The organism is Methylobacter sp. (assembly GCF_036845245.1).
In the GTDB taxonomy this organism is placed as follows: Bacteria; Pseudomonadota; Gammaproteobacteria; order Methylococcales; family Methylomonadaceae; genus Methylobacter_A.
In genome coordinates this window covers 107,158-124,295 of sequence record NZ_DAIUEH010000006.1, presented here as the reverse complement: position 1 = coordinate 124,295, position 17,138 = coordinate 107,158, and the positions used below count along the sequence as shown (strand labels likewise).

The window sequence follows — 17,138 nt, the reverse complement described above, 5'->3', positions numbered from 1 at the left end:
TTATCAGCGTATTATACCGCACTATATTACAAATTGCAGGAAATTTAACGGTACAAAGAGCGGAATAATGAGAATTTGGGTTGATGCGGACGCGTGTCCTAATGTGATTAAAGATATTTTATTTCGTGCTGCGGAACGAATGCAGTTACCGTTGACGCTGGTGGCCAATCAGTTTTTAACCATACCTCCATCCAGAGTTATCTCCGCGGTGCAAGTTTCAGGCGGCTTCGATGTGGCTGATAATTATATTGTCAAACACTTGCAGGAAAATGATCTGGTGATAACCGCTGACATTCCGCTGGCTGCTGAAGTGATAGCAAAAAATGCTCATGCGATTAATCCCAGAGGCGAGCTTTATACTAAAGAAAATATCAGGGAGCGATTAGCCATGCGCGATTTTATGGAGGAAATGCGCAGTGCCGGACAAGCATTCGGTGGGCCTTCGCCTCTTGGACAGCGAGACAAGCAGGATTTTGCCAACGCGCTGGACCGTTTTTTGGCTAAATACCGGTAAAATTATGTATCAGGCTGAGTTTTAGTTATTTGCTTGTTATAATGACGCCAATTTTTGTAACAGCATTAATTCTGATCGAGAGATTTCATGATTCAAGGTAGTATCGTAGCTTTAGTAACACCGATGGATGAACACGGTGCAGTGGATAAGGAAAGCTTAAAAAGGCTGGTGGAATTTCACATAGCAGAAGGAACAGATGCTCTGGTCGCAGTCGGTACGACAGGCGAGTCGGCGACATTGGATGAAAGTGAACACTGTGACGTGATCAAATCCGTTGTCGACTATGCCGGCGGCAGAATACCGGTTATTGCCGGAACCGGGGCAAACTCGACTACCGAAGCGATCAATCTGACCCGTTTGGCTAAAGAAGCCGGAGCCGATGCCTGTCTGATCGTGACCCCGTATTACAATAAGCCGACCCAGGAAGGCTTATACCTGCATTACAAGGCCATTAGCGAGGCCGTCGATATTCCCCAGATTTTATACAATGTGCCGGGACGCACCGCTTGCGATATGCTGCCGGAAACCGTCGGCCGTCTGTCTCATTTGAACAATATTGTCGGCGTTAAAGAAGCGACCGGCGACTTGTCGCGGGTTAAGCAAATCCGCGATTTGGCCGGTGACGACTTTGCCATCTATACCGGCGACGATGCAAGCAGTCGAGAATTTTGCCTGTTGGGCGGCAACGGCAGTATTACTGTAACGGGTAATGTCGCGCCAAAACTGGTGCATGAAATGATTATGCTGGCGATAGCGGGCGATGAAGAAACCGCCTTGGTTATCGATAAGAAACTGGCTGCGTTACATAAAAACCTGTTTATTCAGTCAAATCCGATCCCGGTCAAATGGGCGGTTGCCGAAATGGGTTTGATGGGCAAGGGCATACGTTTACCTTTAACCTGGTTGACCGAAGATTGCTTTGATGCGGTTCGTGATGCCATGCGTCAGGCCGAAGTTATTTAATACGTCATGAAAACTAAACTCAGGTCACTTATTATCGTTGCTGTTTTGGTCAATGTATCGGCCTGCACTTACATAAAGAATCTATTTCCGGACAAAGAAAAAGATTATCAATTTACCACTGAAATCCCGCCATTAGTCTTGCCGCCTGATCTGGCGGGCGATTCAATCGCAAAAGTCACCACTGCCGCTCCACCTGCTGAACCGGTTAATGTCGCTCCGGCTGTTCCGTCAACTGAAGCCGCTCCAACTGTAGACCGGAAATTAATTCAAGTTGGACTGGTTGACGCCGACCAGGGAACAAAACGATTGCGTATCGGTGCGCCGGCAGCGATAGCATGGCGTATGGTTGGTAAAGCATTAAGCAGAAAGTCTATTGAAGTGACTAACCGCAATCAGGAAGAAGGATTGTTTCATGTCCAATATGACCCAAACAAAAAGGAAGTGGAAGATGGGACTATTTGGCATGAGGTCGTTTTTTTGTTCAAAGGATTTGAAGTCACTGAACAAGAGTATGTACTCAAACTGGTAGAAAACAATCAGCAGACTGATGTTATTGTCATGGACAAAGAACAAACACCGGTGGCTGACGAGACAAGTTTAAGTTTGTTGACGCTTTTGAACGACACTATTAAGGCTGATTTAGCTAAGTAATACATGAGGCACGAGGTGTAAGGTTAAAGGCTGAAAAGCCGTACTTACACCTGGTGCCTTGCACTCTGTACCTTTTACATCTTTTCTCTCATGTTAAAAATCTCTGGAACTTCCGCGCTTTCTGGCTTTCGCATTAACAAACTGCTGGTCGAACTTCAGGCCATAGAACCTGCTATCAAGGCCGTCTCAGCGCGGTTCATTCACTTTGTAGATATTGAAACTGACCTGAATGATAGTCAAACGGGGATTTTAAAACAGTTGCTGGCTTACGGTTCCACATTATCAGGCGCTGATATTCAGGGGGAGCGTTTATTGGTCGTGCCGCGTTCAGGCACGATTTCGCCCTGGTCCAGCAAAGCGACCGAGATTGCCGAGCGTTGCGGATTATCCGAGGTTAAACGTATCGAGCGCGGTATTGAATATACGTTGGATGTCAATGTCGCGCTGTCCTCAGCTGTGAAAGCGTTGTTGCATGACCGGATGACTCAAACTGTTGTCGACGGTGACAGCGATCCGGACTTGTTCGTTCATCATCAGCCGAAACCGTTGCTGAGTATCGCTATTATCGAACAGGGACGCGAGGCTTTGGTGAGCGCTAATGCCGAACTGGGTCTGGCTCTGTCCGATGATGAAATCGATTATTTGACCGACAGTTTTCAAGCCTTGGACAGAAACCCGACTGATGTTGAGTTGATGATGTTTGCCCAGGCTAATTCCGAGCATTGCCGGCACAAGATTTTTAACGCCGACTGGACGATAGACGGTGTAGAGCAGGCGCAATCCTTGTTCAAGATGATCCGCAATACCGCCGAAAAAAGCCCGGAAGGCATATTGTCGGCATACAGCGATAACGCCTCGGTAATGGTGGGTTCAAACGAACAGGTTTTTATCCGTAATGCGCAGACCGGTGAATACGCTTATGTCGAAGAAGATGCGCATTTGCTGATGAAAGTCGAAACCCACAATCATCCTACCGCAATTTCACCTTATCCGGGCGCGGCCACCGGTTCCGGCGGTGAAATTCGCGACGAAGGCGCGACCGGTCGCGGCTCTTCGCCCAAAGCTGGTTTGACCGGCTTTTCCGTATCCCATTTGAAAATCCCCGGTTTTCCCCAGCCTTGGGAAGCCGATAACGGCAAGCCGGAACGCATCGCCTCGGCGCTGACCATCATGCTGGAAGGTCCGCTCGGCGGCGCGGCGTTTAATAATGAATTCGGCAGGCCCAATCTAACCGGTTATTTCCGCAGTTTCGAGCAAGCGGTTCCGGGCAAGGACAATGAGTTTCGCGGTTATCACAAACCGATCATGATCGCAGGTGGGCTGGGTAATATCCGTCCGATGCTGGTCAATAAGCAGGCTATCCCGGCCGGTTCGTTGATCATTATCTTGGGCGGGCCTGCGATGTTGATTGGCCTTGGCGGCGGCGCGGCTTCTTCTCAGGCTTCCGGCGCCGGTTCGGAAGATTTGGATTTTGCCTCGGTGCAACGGGAAAATCCCGAAATGGAACGCCGTTGCCAGGAAGTCATCAATCATTGTAATTCGATGGGCAGCGATACGCCGATTGTATCCATCCACGATATTGGCGCGGGCGGTTTGTCCAACGCGGTGCCGGAAATTATCCATGACTGCGAGCACGGCGGCCGCTTTGAGTTACGCAAGGTCCATAATGCCGATAAAGGCATGTCGCCGATGCAAATCTGGTGTAACGAAGCACAGGAACGTTATGTCGTTGCAATTAAACCCGAATCGCTGGAATTATTTACCGCCTTTTGCGAGCGTGAACATTGTCTGTTTGCAGTAATTGGCGAAGTTACAGAAAAAGAGCATTTATTGTTGAACGACGAGTTGCTCGGCGACAAGCCGGTCGATATTCCGATGTCGGTGTTGTTCGGTAAATCGCCCAAGTTGCACCGCAATGTCGAGCATGTGCCACCCAATACCAAAGCGCTGGACTTAAGCGGCATCACGCTGGACGAAGCGGTCAAGCGCGTATTGTCATTCCCGGCTGTGGCCGATAAAAGCTTTTTAATCCACATTGGCGACCGTTCGGTAACCGGACTGGTTGCACGCGATCAAATGGTCGGCCCGTGGCAAGTGCCGGTGGCCGATGTTGCGGTCACCGCAGTGGGCTTTCATTCTTCGACCGGCGAGGCGATGGCGATGGGCGAGCGTTCGCCGATTGCGGTTATCGACGCACCGGCATCCGGCCGTATGGCGATAGGCGAGGCCATCACCAATATTGCCGCGGCCAGCATAGATTCTCTGAAGAAAATCAAATTATCGGCTAACTGGATGGCCGCCGCAGGCTATCAGGGCGAAGATGCGGCATTGTTCGATACGGTCAAAGCGGTGGGCATGGAATTGTGTCCGGCGCTGGGTATTGCAATACCGGTGGGCAAGGATTCCTTGTCGATGAAAACCGTATGGGATGACGACTGCATGGATGCAGGAGGTAGAGCAACGCATGGAGCAGTTGCCGGAAAGACTATGACAGCGCCGCTGTCGCTGGTTATTACCGCGTTTGCACCGGTTACAGATGTTGGTCTTACCCTGACTCCGCAATTGCGTTATGTGTCGGATGAAGACAGCGCTTTGATCCTGATCGATTTGGGGGCGGGTAAGAACCGTTTGGGCGGTTCGGTGCTGGCGCAAGTTTACAACCAGCTCGGTAACGACTGTCCCGACTTGGACGATGCAAGCTTGTTGAAAGCTTTCTTCGATACAATACAAATACTCAATAACCAACGCAAACTGCTTAGCTATCATGACCGTTCCGACGGCGGTTTACTGGCGACGGTCGCGGAAATGATGTTCGCCAGCAGGCTGGGTGTAACTTTGACGCTCGACAGTTTGGGCAATGATGTGCTGGCGGCGTTGTTTAACGAAGAACTGGGCGCGTTATTGCAAGTGCGTCAGAGCGACTGCAAGGACATTGTCGAGCTGTTGACACAATCAGGCCTGATAGATTGCATTTATGTAATAGGCAAGGTCATCGACGAACAGCAACTGACCGTTCGCCATTCGGGAGAGGTCGTTTATTCCGCGGGGCGGGCCGAATTGCAAAGCATCTGGTCAGAGCTCAGCTACAAGATGCAGGCTTTGCGTGATAACCCGGAATGCGCGCAGCAACAGTTTGAACGCATTGCTGATGATGGGGATCCCGGTTTGAATATTGCGTTGACGTTTGACATTAACGATGATGTGACCGCGCTGTTTAAAAATGCAGTCAGGCCCAAAGTCGCGATACTGCGTGAGCAGGGTGTTAACGGTCACGTGGAAATGGCGGCGGCATTCGATCGCGCCGGATTTACCAGCATCGACGTGCATATGAGCGACATTATTCACGGCCGGGTGAGTTTGGCTGATTTTACCGGATTGGTGGCTTGCGGCGGGTTTTCTTATGGCGACGTATTAGGTGCGGGCGGCGGCTGGGCAAAATCCATCCTGTTCAATCCGCGCTGCCGCGATGAGTTTGCCGCGTTTTTCCAGCGCCCCGATACCTTCGGTCTGGGCGTTTGTAATGGTTGTCAGATGATGTCAGGATTAAAAGACATCATCCCCGGAGCGGAGCATTGGCCGCGTTTCATGCGCAATACCTCGGAACAATTCGAAGCACGCGTGGCCTTGGTTGAAGTGCAAAAATCGCCGTCCATCCTGTTTGCCGGCATGGAAGGTTCCAGAATGCCGGTCGCTATCGCTCATGGCGAAGGGCGTGCGGAATTTTCCGTGGACCCGGCGGTTGCGCTTGAAGAGGGAGCAGTGGCTTTGTGTTATGTCGATAATTACGGCGAGTTAACCACGGAATTCCCCGCCAACCCTAACGGTTCGCCGTTTGGTATTACCGGGCTGACCACCACGGATGGGCGATTTACTATTATGATGCCGCACCCCGAGCGTTGTTTCAGGGCTCTGCAAAACTCGTGGTGTCCGGACGATTGGGATGAATATGGCGCCTGGATGCGTTTGTTCAGGAACGCCAGAGTTTGGGTGGGCTAAAAGTGTCTTCAACCAGGCCAAGCTAGGACACAATAAAATGATTCGTCTCAGAGATGTTTGAAGTGTGATAAATATAGTCAAATCTTAGCAATATAAAGTTTAAAGGTTGTAGATTATGGATAAGGTCAACATGACAAAAAATAAAAATCGGAGAACTTTTTTTCGAATCTATGATGAAGTTAATCTGTTTTATAAAAAAATAGATGAAAAGCTGCTGACCGAACCGCAACCTGTCTTCGATAATATTTCAAATAATCTTTCATCAACTACAGATGTTGAAAAGGAATCGCAAAAAAACTTGCCGGCTTCTCAGTTTAAAGGGAATGAAACCTGCAACGTTAACATCAGTGCCGGCGGCATGGCTTTTAATTGTGATGATGCGCTTAAAGAAGGCGACTGTCTGAGAATCAAGATACTGCTGGCGTCCGGGATGACGCCCATCGCGACTTACGGCAAGGTGGTCTATTGCAAAAATATTCAATCAAACACGAGTGAATGTCCTTACTTTGTCGGCGCTCATTTTATCAACATGAAAGATGAAGATCGGGAAATGTTGAACAGGCATATCGATAAAAAGCGATTACAGAGCAGATGGGTTAATGTACTTATCCTGGCTGTTGTCATTACAGTTATCACCCTGCCTGATGTCGTTTTCGGCTTATTACTCGAACTATTTCATTTTCTGTTGGAACTATTTCTCCATATCCTTCATCTCACATTTGAGTTTATCGAGTCCAACCTTGACCATCTCGTCGAACATCTTTTTGAAACCGACGTTCATCAAACTCAGGTTATCGTCTTTTATATTATCGTGCCTTTTGTTTTTTATGGACTTTACCGTCTGGGGCGGGTAGTGCCGCCTTTTTGTCGATGGTGTAAAGAAAAACAGGTCACCTACTGGTCGCGAAAGAAAGCAAATTTGCTTTTTTACTGGCAGGAGCAATCTTCGTTTAATAAATTCAAACTGGTTGTGATCGGCGTTACCGCTATCATCGGCTATATTTTTTTCGGTATGTAAGGTGAGCAACAACTCAATTCATGCAGTCTTAACCGTATTACCGGGCTAATTAAAAAGGAGCGTTAAAATTTGAAAAGTTGGCGTGTTGATCTACAATCACCGCAGACCAATCAGATGATAAATATAAGGTAAATACCATGTACAAGAAGGAGGTCGCCCGTATTCTCATTGTAGATGATGAATCGGTAAACCTGAAGTTGCTGGATAAGATGTTGTCTGCTCAAGGCTATAGTAATTTGGTGTTGGTGCAGGATTCCAGACAGGTACTGGAGACTTATCGACAGGCTCGTACTGACCTGATTTTGCTGGACATTAATATGCCTCATCTGGATGGTTTTGAGGTGATGGAACAGCTTAAGGCACTCAACGACCCTCTATTTCCGCCTGTGGTGGTACTCACCGCACAGCATGGCCAGGATTTCTTGTTGCGGGCTTTAAACTCAGGCGCTCGCGATTTCATCACTAAACCTTTCTATTGTAATGAGCTATTGGCGCGCGTGCGCAATATGCTCGATGCACAATTGATGCATCGTATGCTCTACGACCAAAAAGCCGTATTGGACGAAATGGTGCGGACGCGTACCGACGAGTTGCGCCGTACCCGGTTACAGGTGGTACAACAGCTCGGACGCGCTGCCGAATATCGCGATAACGAAACCGGCAACCATATTCTGCGGATGAGCCACATCTCGGCCTTGCTGGCAAAATCCATCGGCTGGAATGAAGCCGATTGCGAGTTAATGTTGCATGCCAGTCCGATGCACGACATCGGTAAAATCGGTATTCCTGACCATATTCTGCTTAAGCCCGGCCAGTTCGAACCCGAAGAATGGGAAATCATGAAAACCCATGCTGTCATCGGCGCCAATATTCTCGAAGGCGATGATTCCGATTTGATGAAGTGCGCCGGCGAAATTGCATTGACTCATCATGAGAAATGGGACGGCAGCGGTTATCCTCGCGGTCTGGCCGGTGAAGTCATCCCGTTGACCGGTCGTATCGCGGCGCTGGCTGATGTGTTCGATGCACTGACTTCGGTGCGACCTTACAAAAAAGCGTGGTCGGTTGAGGCCGCTGTTGACCTAATCAAAAAAAATAGCGGTACGCATTTTGATCCTGACCTGGTAACTGTGTTCTTGGAACAACTGCCCGAGATTCTCAAGATTTGTGACCGGTTTTCCGAGCCGGAGAATAACGGGTGTGACCCATTTGGATCCATCCGTTGATCTGTTGAGCAGTATTCTCGATGCCGGTGCTGATCCGCAGGTGTTATAGTTGCGGATTCATTTACGCACTGCGTTAAATTCTAATAAAAGCTGATATTAAAAATAAAAAGAGATTTCTTGATGAATACTGACTTTGCTCTATTAATTGCCGGGATGCGCGACGAATTTGTGGTGGAACTGCCTGAGCGCTGCGATCTTCTTGAAGACGGTATATTGGCTCTGGAACGCGGGACGGAGAATTCTTTTGATGAACTTTATCGTCATGTCCATAGTCTTAAAGGCTCCGGAGGTACTTTCGGCCTACCGCTTATCACCCGTATTTGTCATCAGTTTGAGAGTTTCGTCAGTGATGCCCGCGAGCGATTTGATGCTTTGGCGGTTAGCTATGCCCTGAGTTATGTGGATTTGCTGCGCCGCGTTGCAGAGATTCCGGAACGGGACGGTGTTTTAGTGATGACTATCGAACAGGATCTGGAGCAACTACGCATCTCCAGCATGTCGGGCTGCTCATCAGTGTTATTGGTGGAACCCTCGGTTGCTACACGAAAGTTCTGCCAGGGAGTTCTGGAACCGCTGTCGGTGCGTTTGGTGAGCCAGGACCGTGGCTTGCCGGCGTTGGAATTACTGCTTCATCAACCGTTCGATTTACTGATTGCCGCGCGCGAACTACCCGATCTCAATGCTCTGGCACTGGTGGCGGCGCTTCGGGAATCCGGTAGCCGTAACAAGGATATTGGCGTCATTCTTATCAGCAGCAATTCAGTTCCGGCGCCGAGTTATCTGAATATTTGCACCACTATTAAGCGTGATGCGGAATTCGTGTCCACGCTTGCCCGTTGTGTCGGCGATGTATTGGCCGCTTGCAGTAATTAGGACTTTTGCGTTCCGGATTATCGCCAACTTAACAAAAACTAATCATGAAAAATGATATTCAGACCGCTCTTCTCCAGATGCGCAAGGAGTTTATTACGCATTTGCCGGAGCGTTTGAATACTCTGAGAACTCTGCTGGCAGCTATCGAGCGCGGCAGGCATGAGTCACTTGAGGACTTGCATCGGGCAGTGCATAGCCTTGTGGGATTGGCGGGCGCTCACCAACTAACGCCTGTTTCCGAGGCGGCACGACATTTGGAGCGGATCATTGCGGCTATGCCGGTTGACGAGCATGGGCTTCAGGTCATGCGTAAAGCGCTGGCTAATCTGGAAACCCAGTCAGTCAATTCGAGCTGTGATTTCGTTGCTCAAACATTAAGCAAGCAGGAGGATGTTCCACGCATCGCACTAGTTAGCAAGGATGAGGAGTATTCCGGCTGGCTGCGGTCCATGCTTGAGCAGGCAGGTTACCGGGTTGAAGTATTTCAAGAATTTGCGGCTTGCCTGGCAATCGAACCGCCGTCCGCAGTTATCATGGATAGGATGATTCCTGACGACGACGACACCGGTGCGCAAGCTATAGCGGAGCTGAAAAAGCAGAGCCTTAACGGTTTTCCGGTTATCTTTATTTCAGTACGGCAGGATATGGCAGCGAAGCTTGCTGCTTATCGGGCGGGAGCCACCCGTTATCTGACCAAGCCGATAGATATTGATGCATTGTTACGCGTAGTTGCCGACTCTGCCGCGCTGACGCCGACGGAACCTTTTCGGGTGTTGCTGGTTGATGATGACTCCGACCAGCGGGCGCTTTACGGTTTAATTTTGCGACAAGCCGGCATGACGGTGCTGGAAGCCGGCAATCCCTTGCTGGTTCCGGAAATGCTGGAAGACTTCGCGGCCGAGGTGCTGGTATTGAATATGGTTATGGCGAAATGTTCCGGTCCGGAGCTGGCAGTCATTTTGAGAGATGACGAACGCTATGTCCGGGTACCGATTGTTTATCTGTCGACGGAAACTTATGCATCCAAGCAATTCCTGACTTTGAATTGCAGCGGCAACCATTTTTTGGCTAAACCGGTTGAGCCGCACCATCTGGTTGCGGCAGTCGCTTTGCAAGCACGGTGTTTCCGTCAAACGCGGGTACAGACGGAATCAATGCGCGCTACGCTTTATGAACGGGAACGGCAGCAACAGGCTCTTGATATTCATGCTATCGTCAGTGTAACGGATGCTGCCGGTACGCTGATTTATGTTAATGACCGGTTTTGCGAGATCAGCGGTTACAGCCGGAATGAGTTGTTGGGCCGAAATCATCGTATCGTCAAGTCGAGCGAACATTTACCCGGATTTTATCTCGACATGTGGCAAACGATTGTATCCGGTAATATCTGGCGGGGTGAGGTTTGCAACCGGCGTAAAAACGGCAGCTTATATTGGGTGGAAACCAGTATCGTGCCTTTTATGGATAATGCCGGACGGCCACCCTATCAGTATGTTTCCATTCGTACCGACATCTCCCACATTAAAAAAGCCGAGCTGCGCTTGCGTTTGCTGGACCGGGCCGTGGAGGCCAGCGCCAGCAGTATCAGCATGGCGGATGCCAACAAGCCTGATATGCCGTTAATCTACGTCAATCCGGCTTTTGAATATATTACCGGCTATAGCCGCAATGAAGCGATTGGCCGTAATGCCCGTTTTTTACAGGGCAAAGAGACGGATCAGCCCGGCTTGGATGAAATTCGTGCCGCGTTGCATGAAGGACGCGCCGGAGGCGCTCTGTTGCGTAACTACCGCAAAAATGGGGCGCCGTACTGGAATGAGTTACGCATAGCGCCGGTGCATGACGAACAGGGGCGGTTGAGCCATTTCATAGGTATTTCCGACGATGTTACCGAGCGTCGCAATGCCGATGATGCACTCATTAAAAGTGAAGAGCGTCTGCGGCGCAGTCAGCGTTACGCTAATATCGGTACCTGGGACTGGAATATTCAGACCGGAACAGTTATCTGCTCTGAACGTATCGGGTCATTGTTCGGTTATCCTGAAGGTAAGCGGGAGATTTCCTTTAAGTGTTTTCTTAACGGCGTACATCCTGATGATCGGCGGAAAGTGATTGATGCGGTCGATGCCTGTGTGCAACAGGGAGCCGAGTACAATATCGAACATCGTTGCGTATGGCCGGACGGCACAGTACGCTGGCTGCTTGAACGTGGCGATGTGGTACGCAGTGAGGACGGCGCTCCGCTGAATATGTTGGGCGTGGTACAAGATATTACCAAACGCAAGCTTGTTGAACTCAAGAGTTTGAAGCAGCAGGCGCGACTGGTTATTTTCAAACATATCATCGAAAACGTGGCGGACGGTGTGATCACTATCGACCCGGCCGGCATCATCCGCTCTTTTAATCCCGCCGCGGAAAAACTTTTTGGTTATAGCGCTACGGAGATAGTTAACCGTAATGTCAGCCTATTAATGCCGGAGCCCTATCGTAGCGAGCGCGGCCGATATCTTACTCTGCATAATGCCGGGCAATTCGCCGGTATTATTGGTAAGCAGCTTGAATTGCCGGGACAACATAAAGACGGCACAATTTTTCAGCTGGAACTGGCTGTTACATTAATGGAAATCGACAAAAGCAAACATTTTGTCAGTATCTTGCGCGACATTAGCCAGCGCAAACAGTATGAGCAGGAGATCATCGCAGCCAGGGATGAAGCGGAGAGCGCCAACAACGCCAAGTCCGAGTTTTTGTCCAATATGTCGCACGAATTACGCACACCGATGAATGCCATTCTGGGCTTCGGGCAGCTGCTGGAAATAGATGCCGGGCTTAATGAGGATCAAGCCGATTATGTTGACGAGATACTGAAGGCCGGCCGGCATTTGTTGGAGCTTATTAACGAAGTACTGGATCTGTCCAAGATTGAGTCAGGCAATATCAATCTGTCGCTGGAGCCGTTGTCTTGTGCCGAGCTGATAGCGGAGTGCCTGACCCTGGTCAAGCCTATTGCCCAAATGCAGGGCATCACCATAACTGATATAGCAATCGGCGATTATGTGATATTCGCCGATCGTACCCGGTTAAAGCAGGTGCTGTTAAATCTGCTTTCCAATTCCATTAAATACAACCGTCCGCAGGGAGATGTATCGATTCAATCTACTGTGCAGGATGGTCTTGTGCGTCTGGCAGTGTCCGATACCGGCTACGGTATCCCGGCAGCACGGATACAGGAACTTTTTCAGCCGTTTTCGCGTTTGGGTGCGGAAGACACTGATATTGAGGGCTGCGGCATCGGGTTGACCATCAGTCGTCGGCTGATGAAAATGATGGGCGGTACTATAGGCATGGAGAGCGAGGAGGGGAGAGGCAGTATTTTCTGGATTGAACTGCCGCAAGTCGATTCGGGGCCTGGTATTCAAAGCTGTAGCCTGGAACAGGTAAGAACATCTAAGGCAGAGCTTGGCGTCGAATATCGTTATACAGTACTTTATATTGAGGATAACCCGGCCAACCTCAGATTGATCGCCCAGATTCTGGGTAGAAACCCTCAATTTCGTCTGATTACGGCGCATAATGCGGAGCTAGGGTTGGAGCTGGTTTCGGCGCATCATCCTGATTTGGTTCTGCTCGATATTAATCTGCCGGGTATGGATGGTTATCATGTGTTAAGTGTGTTTCGCTCTCTGGATTCGGTAAAAAAGACACCGGTGATTGCTATTAGCGCCAACGCCACACCACGCGATATCGAACGGGGTAAGTCGGCAGGTTTTGATGAATACATCACCAAGCCTGTTGATGTCACGCATTTTCTTGAGACTGTGGATCGTCTGATTTCTAAGTTTTCCGATGGTGAGGAAAAATGAGTCATTTAATCGCTAATAAATTGAATAATTGAGTTGTGAAAAATCCCCTGAAAGTTATCGCAGTACTGGCGCTAGTGACTATTCTGATCATTGCCGTGTTCATGATCAGGCGACATTATTCGGTGGCTGTAATCCCGATCAAAATCGGCGTATTGCATTCGTTGACCGGCACCATGGCAGTCAGCGAAAAACCGTTGGTAGATGCGGTACGTTTGGCGGTTGAACAAATTAATGGGAAGGGCGGGTTGCTCGGGCAACCGGTGGAAATGATAGTGGCCGATGGCAAGTCCGATCCGAAAGTGTTTGCCGCAGAAGCCGAACGGTTGATTGAAAAAGACCATGTCAGTGTGCTGTTCGGGTGCTGGACATCTGCCTGTCGCAAAGCAGTGAAACCGATTGTTGAAAAACACCGGCATTTGTTATTTTATCCGGTGCAGTACGAAGGCATGGAGCAATCGGCTAATATTTTGTACACCGGCGCCGCACCTAACCAGCAGATTGTACCGGGTACCCGTTGGGCTACGCAGAAATTTGGGTTACGTGTTTATCTGGTGGGCTCGGATTATGTTTTTCCCCGCACTGCCAATATTATTATTGCTGATCTGATTAATGCCTCGGAAGGTAAAATTCTTGGTGAACGTTATCTGCCGTTGGGTGGGACTGACGTAGAAGCAATTATCGAAGATATTGTCCTGAGAAAGCCCGACGTAGTGCTCAATACGCTTAATGGCGACAGCAATGCCGTGTTCTTTTCCGCTCTGGTCAAAGCCGGGCAGGGGGGGCTGCCGGTGGTGTCTTTCAGCGTCGAAGAAAACGGAATGCAAGCTTGGAATGGCGGGCAACTTACCCGGCATTACGGTGTCTGGAGTTACTTTCAGTCTTTGCCGGGGGAGGAAAATCAGCGTTTTGTCAGCGCGTATCGGATTCGTTTTGGCGCTGACCACGTCACCAGTGATCCGGTTGAAGCGGCCTATGTAGGCGTTAATCTATGGGCTCAGGCGGTGCAGAATGTAAATTCCATTGAACCCGTCCGAGTTAATCCGGCTTTATTGCGGCAGAGCATCAAGAGTCCCTCCGGGATAGCGGCGGTCGATGCGGACAGCCGCCATTTATGGAAAATGATGCGAGTGGGCAAAGTCCGTGCCGACGGACAGTTCGAGCAAGTGTTTGTTTCCGGCGCTCCGCTAAGGCCGACTCCCTGGCCTAGCTACCGTAGCCGCGATTTGTGGCAAGCTCTGCTGGAAAGAGATCAGTCATGATCTTCGGCAAAATCACTTCGCGCCTGATGTTGGGTTTTCTATTGCTGTCATCGTTGCCGCTGGCAGGGATGGCTTGGCTTTACGTCCAGGCTTTTGAACGCACGCTGCAGCACTTGGAACTGGAAAACCTGTCTTCTCTTGCCGACAAAAAAGCGGATCAGATTAATACCTATGTAAACGAGCGTCTGACCGACAGCCGATTATTGGCAAAATCATTTGCCGCTCTCGACACCTTGCAAGCTCACATCGGTCAAAGTACGGCATCGCCGGGCTATTCGGCCCAAGAACAGGTTTATCGCGATTATTTTCGTACGTTGCTCGATAGTGTGGGTTATTACGATTTGTTGCTGATCGATATGACCGGCAATGTCGTGTTTTCTATCCGGCATGAGTCTGATTTCAATAGTAATCTCAATACCGGCCCGTATCGAGATAGTGCGTTGGCTGCCGCTCACCGTGAAGCCATTGCGCTGTTCGAGATGCAAATCACACAGGCTCAGCCCTACGCCCCTTCTGCCGGTAAACCTGCCATTTTTATCGTCGCACCGGTGTTTAAGGCAGGCAGAATAATCGGTACTCTGGCTCTGCAAATGGATTTGGACAAACTCACCGCCGTCACCAGCGATACGACCGGCTTGGGCAAGACAGGCGAAACAATCCTGGCGCAACTCGATGACGATGGCGCGCTTTATGTCGGCAATATGCGGCATGTTCCGGATGCGGCCTTTCGTTATCATATTGCGATGGATAAGATAGCCAAACCGATGCGTTCAGCGCTTGCCGGCGAACATGACAAGGGCATTAGCCGTGATTACGCAGGCGTGGATATTATCGGTGCCTGGCGCTATCTGCCCGCTTTACGCTGGGGCATGGTGGTAAAAATGGATACCTCCGAGGCTTTTGCTCCGCTTTACCGCCTACAAAAACTCGGTTTGGCCGTATTGAGTCTTGTATTGCTGGCTGCAAGCATAATTGCGCTGTTATTTGCTCATGCCCTGGTCGCTCCGATCCGGCAGTTGATCATCGCTACGGAACAGATTGCAAAAGGGGATTTGAATCGTCGAGCACCGCTGGTCGGGTGTGATGAGTTTCAGCAATTGGCCGTCTCTTTCAATACCATGACGGAACATTTGCAATTTCATTATAAGGATCTTGAACAGCAGGTCGGACAGCGTACAACCGATATCAGGCTGGCTATGGAGCAGTTGAATGACGCCCAGCATATTGCTCAGGTAGGGAGCTGGGAGCTGGATTTAAATAACAATGTGTTGGTCTGGTCCGATGAAATTTATCGCCTGTTTGAAATCGATAAAAACCAGTTCGGCGCGACTTACGAAGCATTTCTCAATGCGATACATCCGGAAGACAGCGATGCCGTTAATGCGGCTTACAGCCGATCCTTACAGACCCGTGAGTCGTATGAGATGACCCACCGTTTGTTAATGCCGGACGGACGGACTAAGTATGTGACCGAACGAGGTGCATCGTATTTTGATAACGACGGTAAGCCTATCCGGTCGGTAGGCACGGTGCAGGATGTGACCGAACTTAAGCAGGCGGAGCTGGCGCTTAAACAACTTAATGAAGAGCTCGAGCTGCGGGTACAACAGCGTACCGAGTTATTGCTTCAGGCAAAAGAAGAAGCGGATCGAGCCAATAACGCCAAGTCTGAATTTTTATCGCGCATGAGCCATGAACTGCGTACACCGATGAATGCGATCATGGGCTTTGCGCAATTACTGGAAACAGACTCGGAAACTCCTCTGACGCTAGATCAAGCCGACAATGTCCGCGAGATTCGCCATGCCGGACAGCACCTGCTGGAGTTGATCAATGAAGTATTGGATCTGGCGCGTATAGAAACAGGCCGGATTGAGCTGTCGCTGGAGCCGGTAGAAGTGCGGTCGCTGATCGGAGAATGCGTAGCATTGTTGCAGCCATTGACTTCAGAGCGCCGGATCGAATTGAACCTGGACATAGACGGCATCGGCACCGTGCAGGCCGACCGGCTGCGATTGCGTCAGATCCTGCTTAACCTGCTGTCTAACGCCGTCAAATATAATCGCGATAAGGGCAGCGTCCGGATTACCTGCCAACTCGCAGCAGAGGGCAGGGTCAGCATTGCGGTGCGCGACAGCGGACGCGGTATCGCAGCTGACGCCTTGCCGCGCCTGTTTCAACCTTTCGAGCGTATAGAATCGGCTTATGATGGTATTGAAGGCGCCGGTATCGGACTGGCACTGTCCAAACGCCTGGTCGAGGCGATGGACGGCAGTATCGGCGTAGAAAGTATGGTCGGGGAAGGCAGTACTTTCTGGATTGAGCTGCCTGCGGCCGTGGCTGAAGATTACCTGCCGCCGGATTCCGGCGTCGGCGCGTCGGTGCAAAATACTTATGATGCAACGCATACTGTACTTTATGTCGAAGATAACCCGGCCAATCTGCGGCTGGTACGGAAAATAATTTCGGCGAAAACTTGTCTGTTGATGCTTGATGCCCGTACCGCCGAGCAAGGGCTGGACATCGCGCGAACGCGTCATCCCGATCTTATTTTGCTCGATATCAACCTGCCGGGCATGAATGGGTTTGAAGTCTTGCGCCACTTACAGGACAATCCTGTTACTTGCGATATTCCGGTAATTGCCATCTCTGCCAATGCGATGGAGCGGGATGTAAAAAAAGGCTTAGCCGCCGGTTTTACCGATTATTTGACCAAACCGCTGGATATTCCCAAACTTCTGGCTTTGTTGGACATGTTACTCAAATGAAAGCGTT

At 50.1% G+C, this 17,138-nt stretch carries 10 protein-coding genes; all 10 read left to right on the top strand.

What is annotated here, in order from left to right; translation table 11 throughout:
• Positions 1-67 precede the first annotated feature (67 nt).
• The 10 genes from V7051_RS04620 (at position 68) to V7051_RS04575 (ending at position 17,131) form a co-directional block, all read left to right on the top strand.
• Complete coding sequence (locus V7051_RS04620) at positions 68-514, top strand: YaiI/YqxD family protein (protein WP_333873860.1); 447 nt, start codon at positions 68-70, stop codon at positions 512-514.
• Between the two features lie 87 nt (positions 515-601).
• Complete coding sequence (gene dapA / locus V7051_RS04615) at positions 602-1,477, top strand: 4-hydroxy-tetrahydrodipicolinate synthase (protein WP_333873859.1); 876 nt, start codon at positions 602-604, stop codon at positions 1,475-1,477.
• A gap of 6 nt (positions 1,478-1,483) precedes the next feature.
• Positions 1,484-2,128 (top strand): outer membrane protein assembly factor BamC, encoded by a 645-nt coding sequence (gene bamC, locus V7051_RS04610; RefSeq protein ID WP_333873858.1) that lies wholly within the window; start codon positions 1,484-1,486, stop codon positions 2,126-2,128.
• Positions 2,129-2,218: 90 nt separating this feature from the next.
• Entirely contained in the window at positions 2,219-6,124 is a 3,906-nt protein-coding gene (gene purL / locus V7051_RS04605) for a phosphoribosylformylglycinamidine synthase (RefSeq protein ID WP_333873857.1), read from the top strand.
• 130 nt (positions 6,125-6,254) lie between these two features.
• Positions 6,255-7,142, top strand: a complete 888-nt coding sequence (locus V7051_RS04600; RefSeq protein WP_333873856.1) for a PilZ domain-containing protein — start codon at positions 6,255-6,257, stop codon at positions 7,140-7,142.
• A 137-nt stretch (positions 7,143-7,279) separates the two neighbouring features.
• Positions 7,280-8,368 (top strand): HD domain-containing phosphohydrolase, encoded by a 1,089-nt coding sequence (locus tag V7051_RS04595; RefSeq protein ID WP_333873855.1) that lies wholly within the window; start codon positions 7,280-7,282, stop codon positions 8,366-8,368.
• Between the two features lie 120 nt (positions 8,369-8,488).
• Positions 8,489-9,241: an Hpt domain-containing protein gene (locus V7051_RS04590; protein WP_333873854.1), complete on the top strand. Its 753-nt coding sequence runs from the start codon at positions 8,489-8,491 to the stop codon at positions 9,239-9,241.
• A 44-nt stretch (positions 9,242-9,285) separates the two neighbouring features.
• Positions 9,286-13,104: a PAS domain S-box protein gene (locus tag V7051_RS04585; protein ID WP_333873853.1), complete on the top strand. Its 3,819-nt coding sequence runs from the start codon at positions 9,286-9,288 to the stop codon at positions 13,102-13,104.
• A gap of 35 nt (positions 13,105-13,139) precedes the next feature.
• Positions 13,140-14,363: an urea ABC transporter substrate-binding protein gene (locus V7051_RS04580; RefSeq protein ID WP_333873852.1), complete on the top strand. Its 1,224-nt coding sequence runs from the start codon at positions 13,140-13,142 to the stop codon at positions 14,361-14,363.
• Positions 14,360-17,131, top strand: a complete 2,772-nt coding sequence (locus tag V7051_RS04575; protein ID WP_333873851.1) for an ATP-binding protein — start codon at positions 14,360-14,362, stop codon at positions 17,129-17,131. Before V7051_RS04580 ends, V7051_RS04575 begins: the two co-directional genes overlap by 4 nt.
• Positions 17,132-17,138 lie beyond the last annotated feature (7 nt).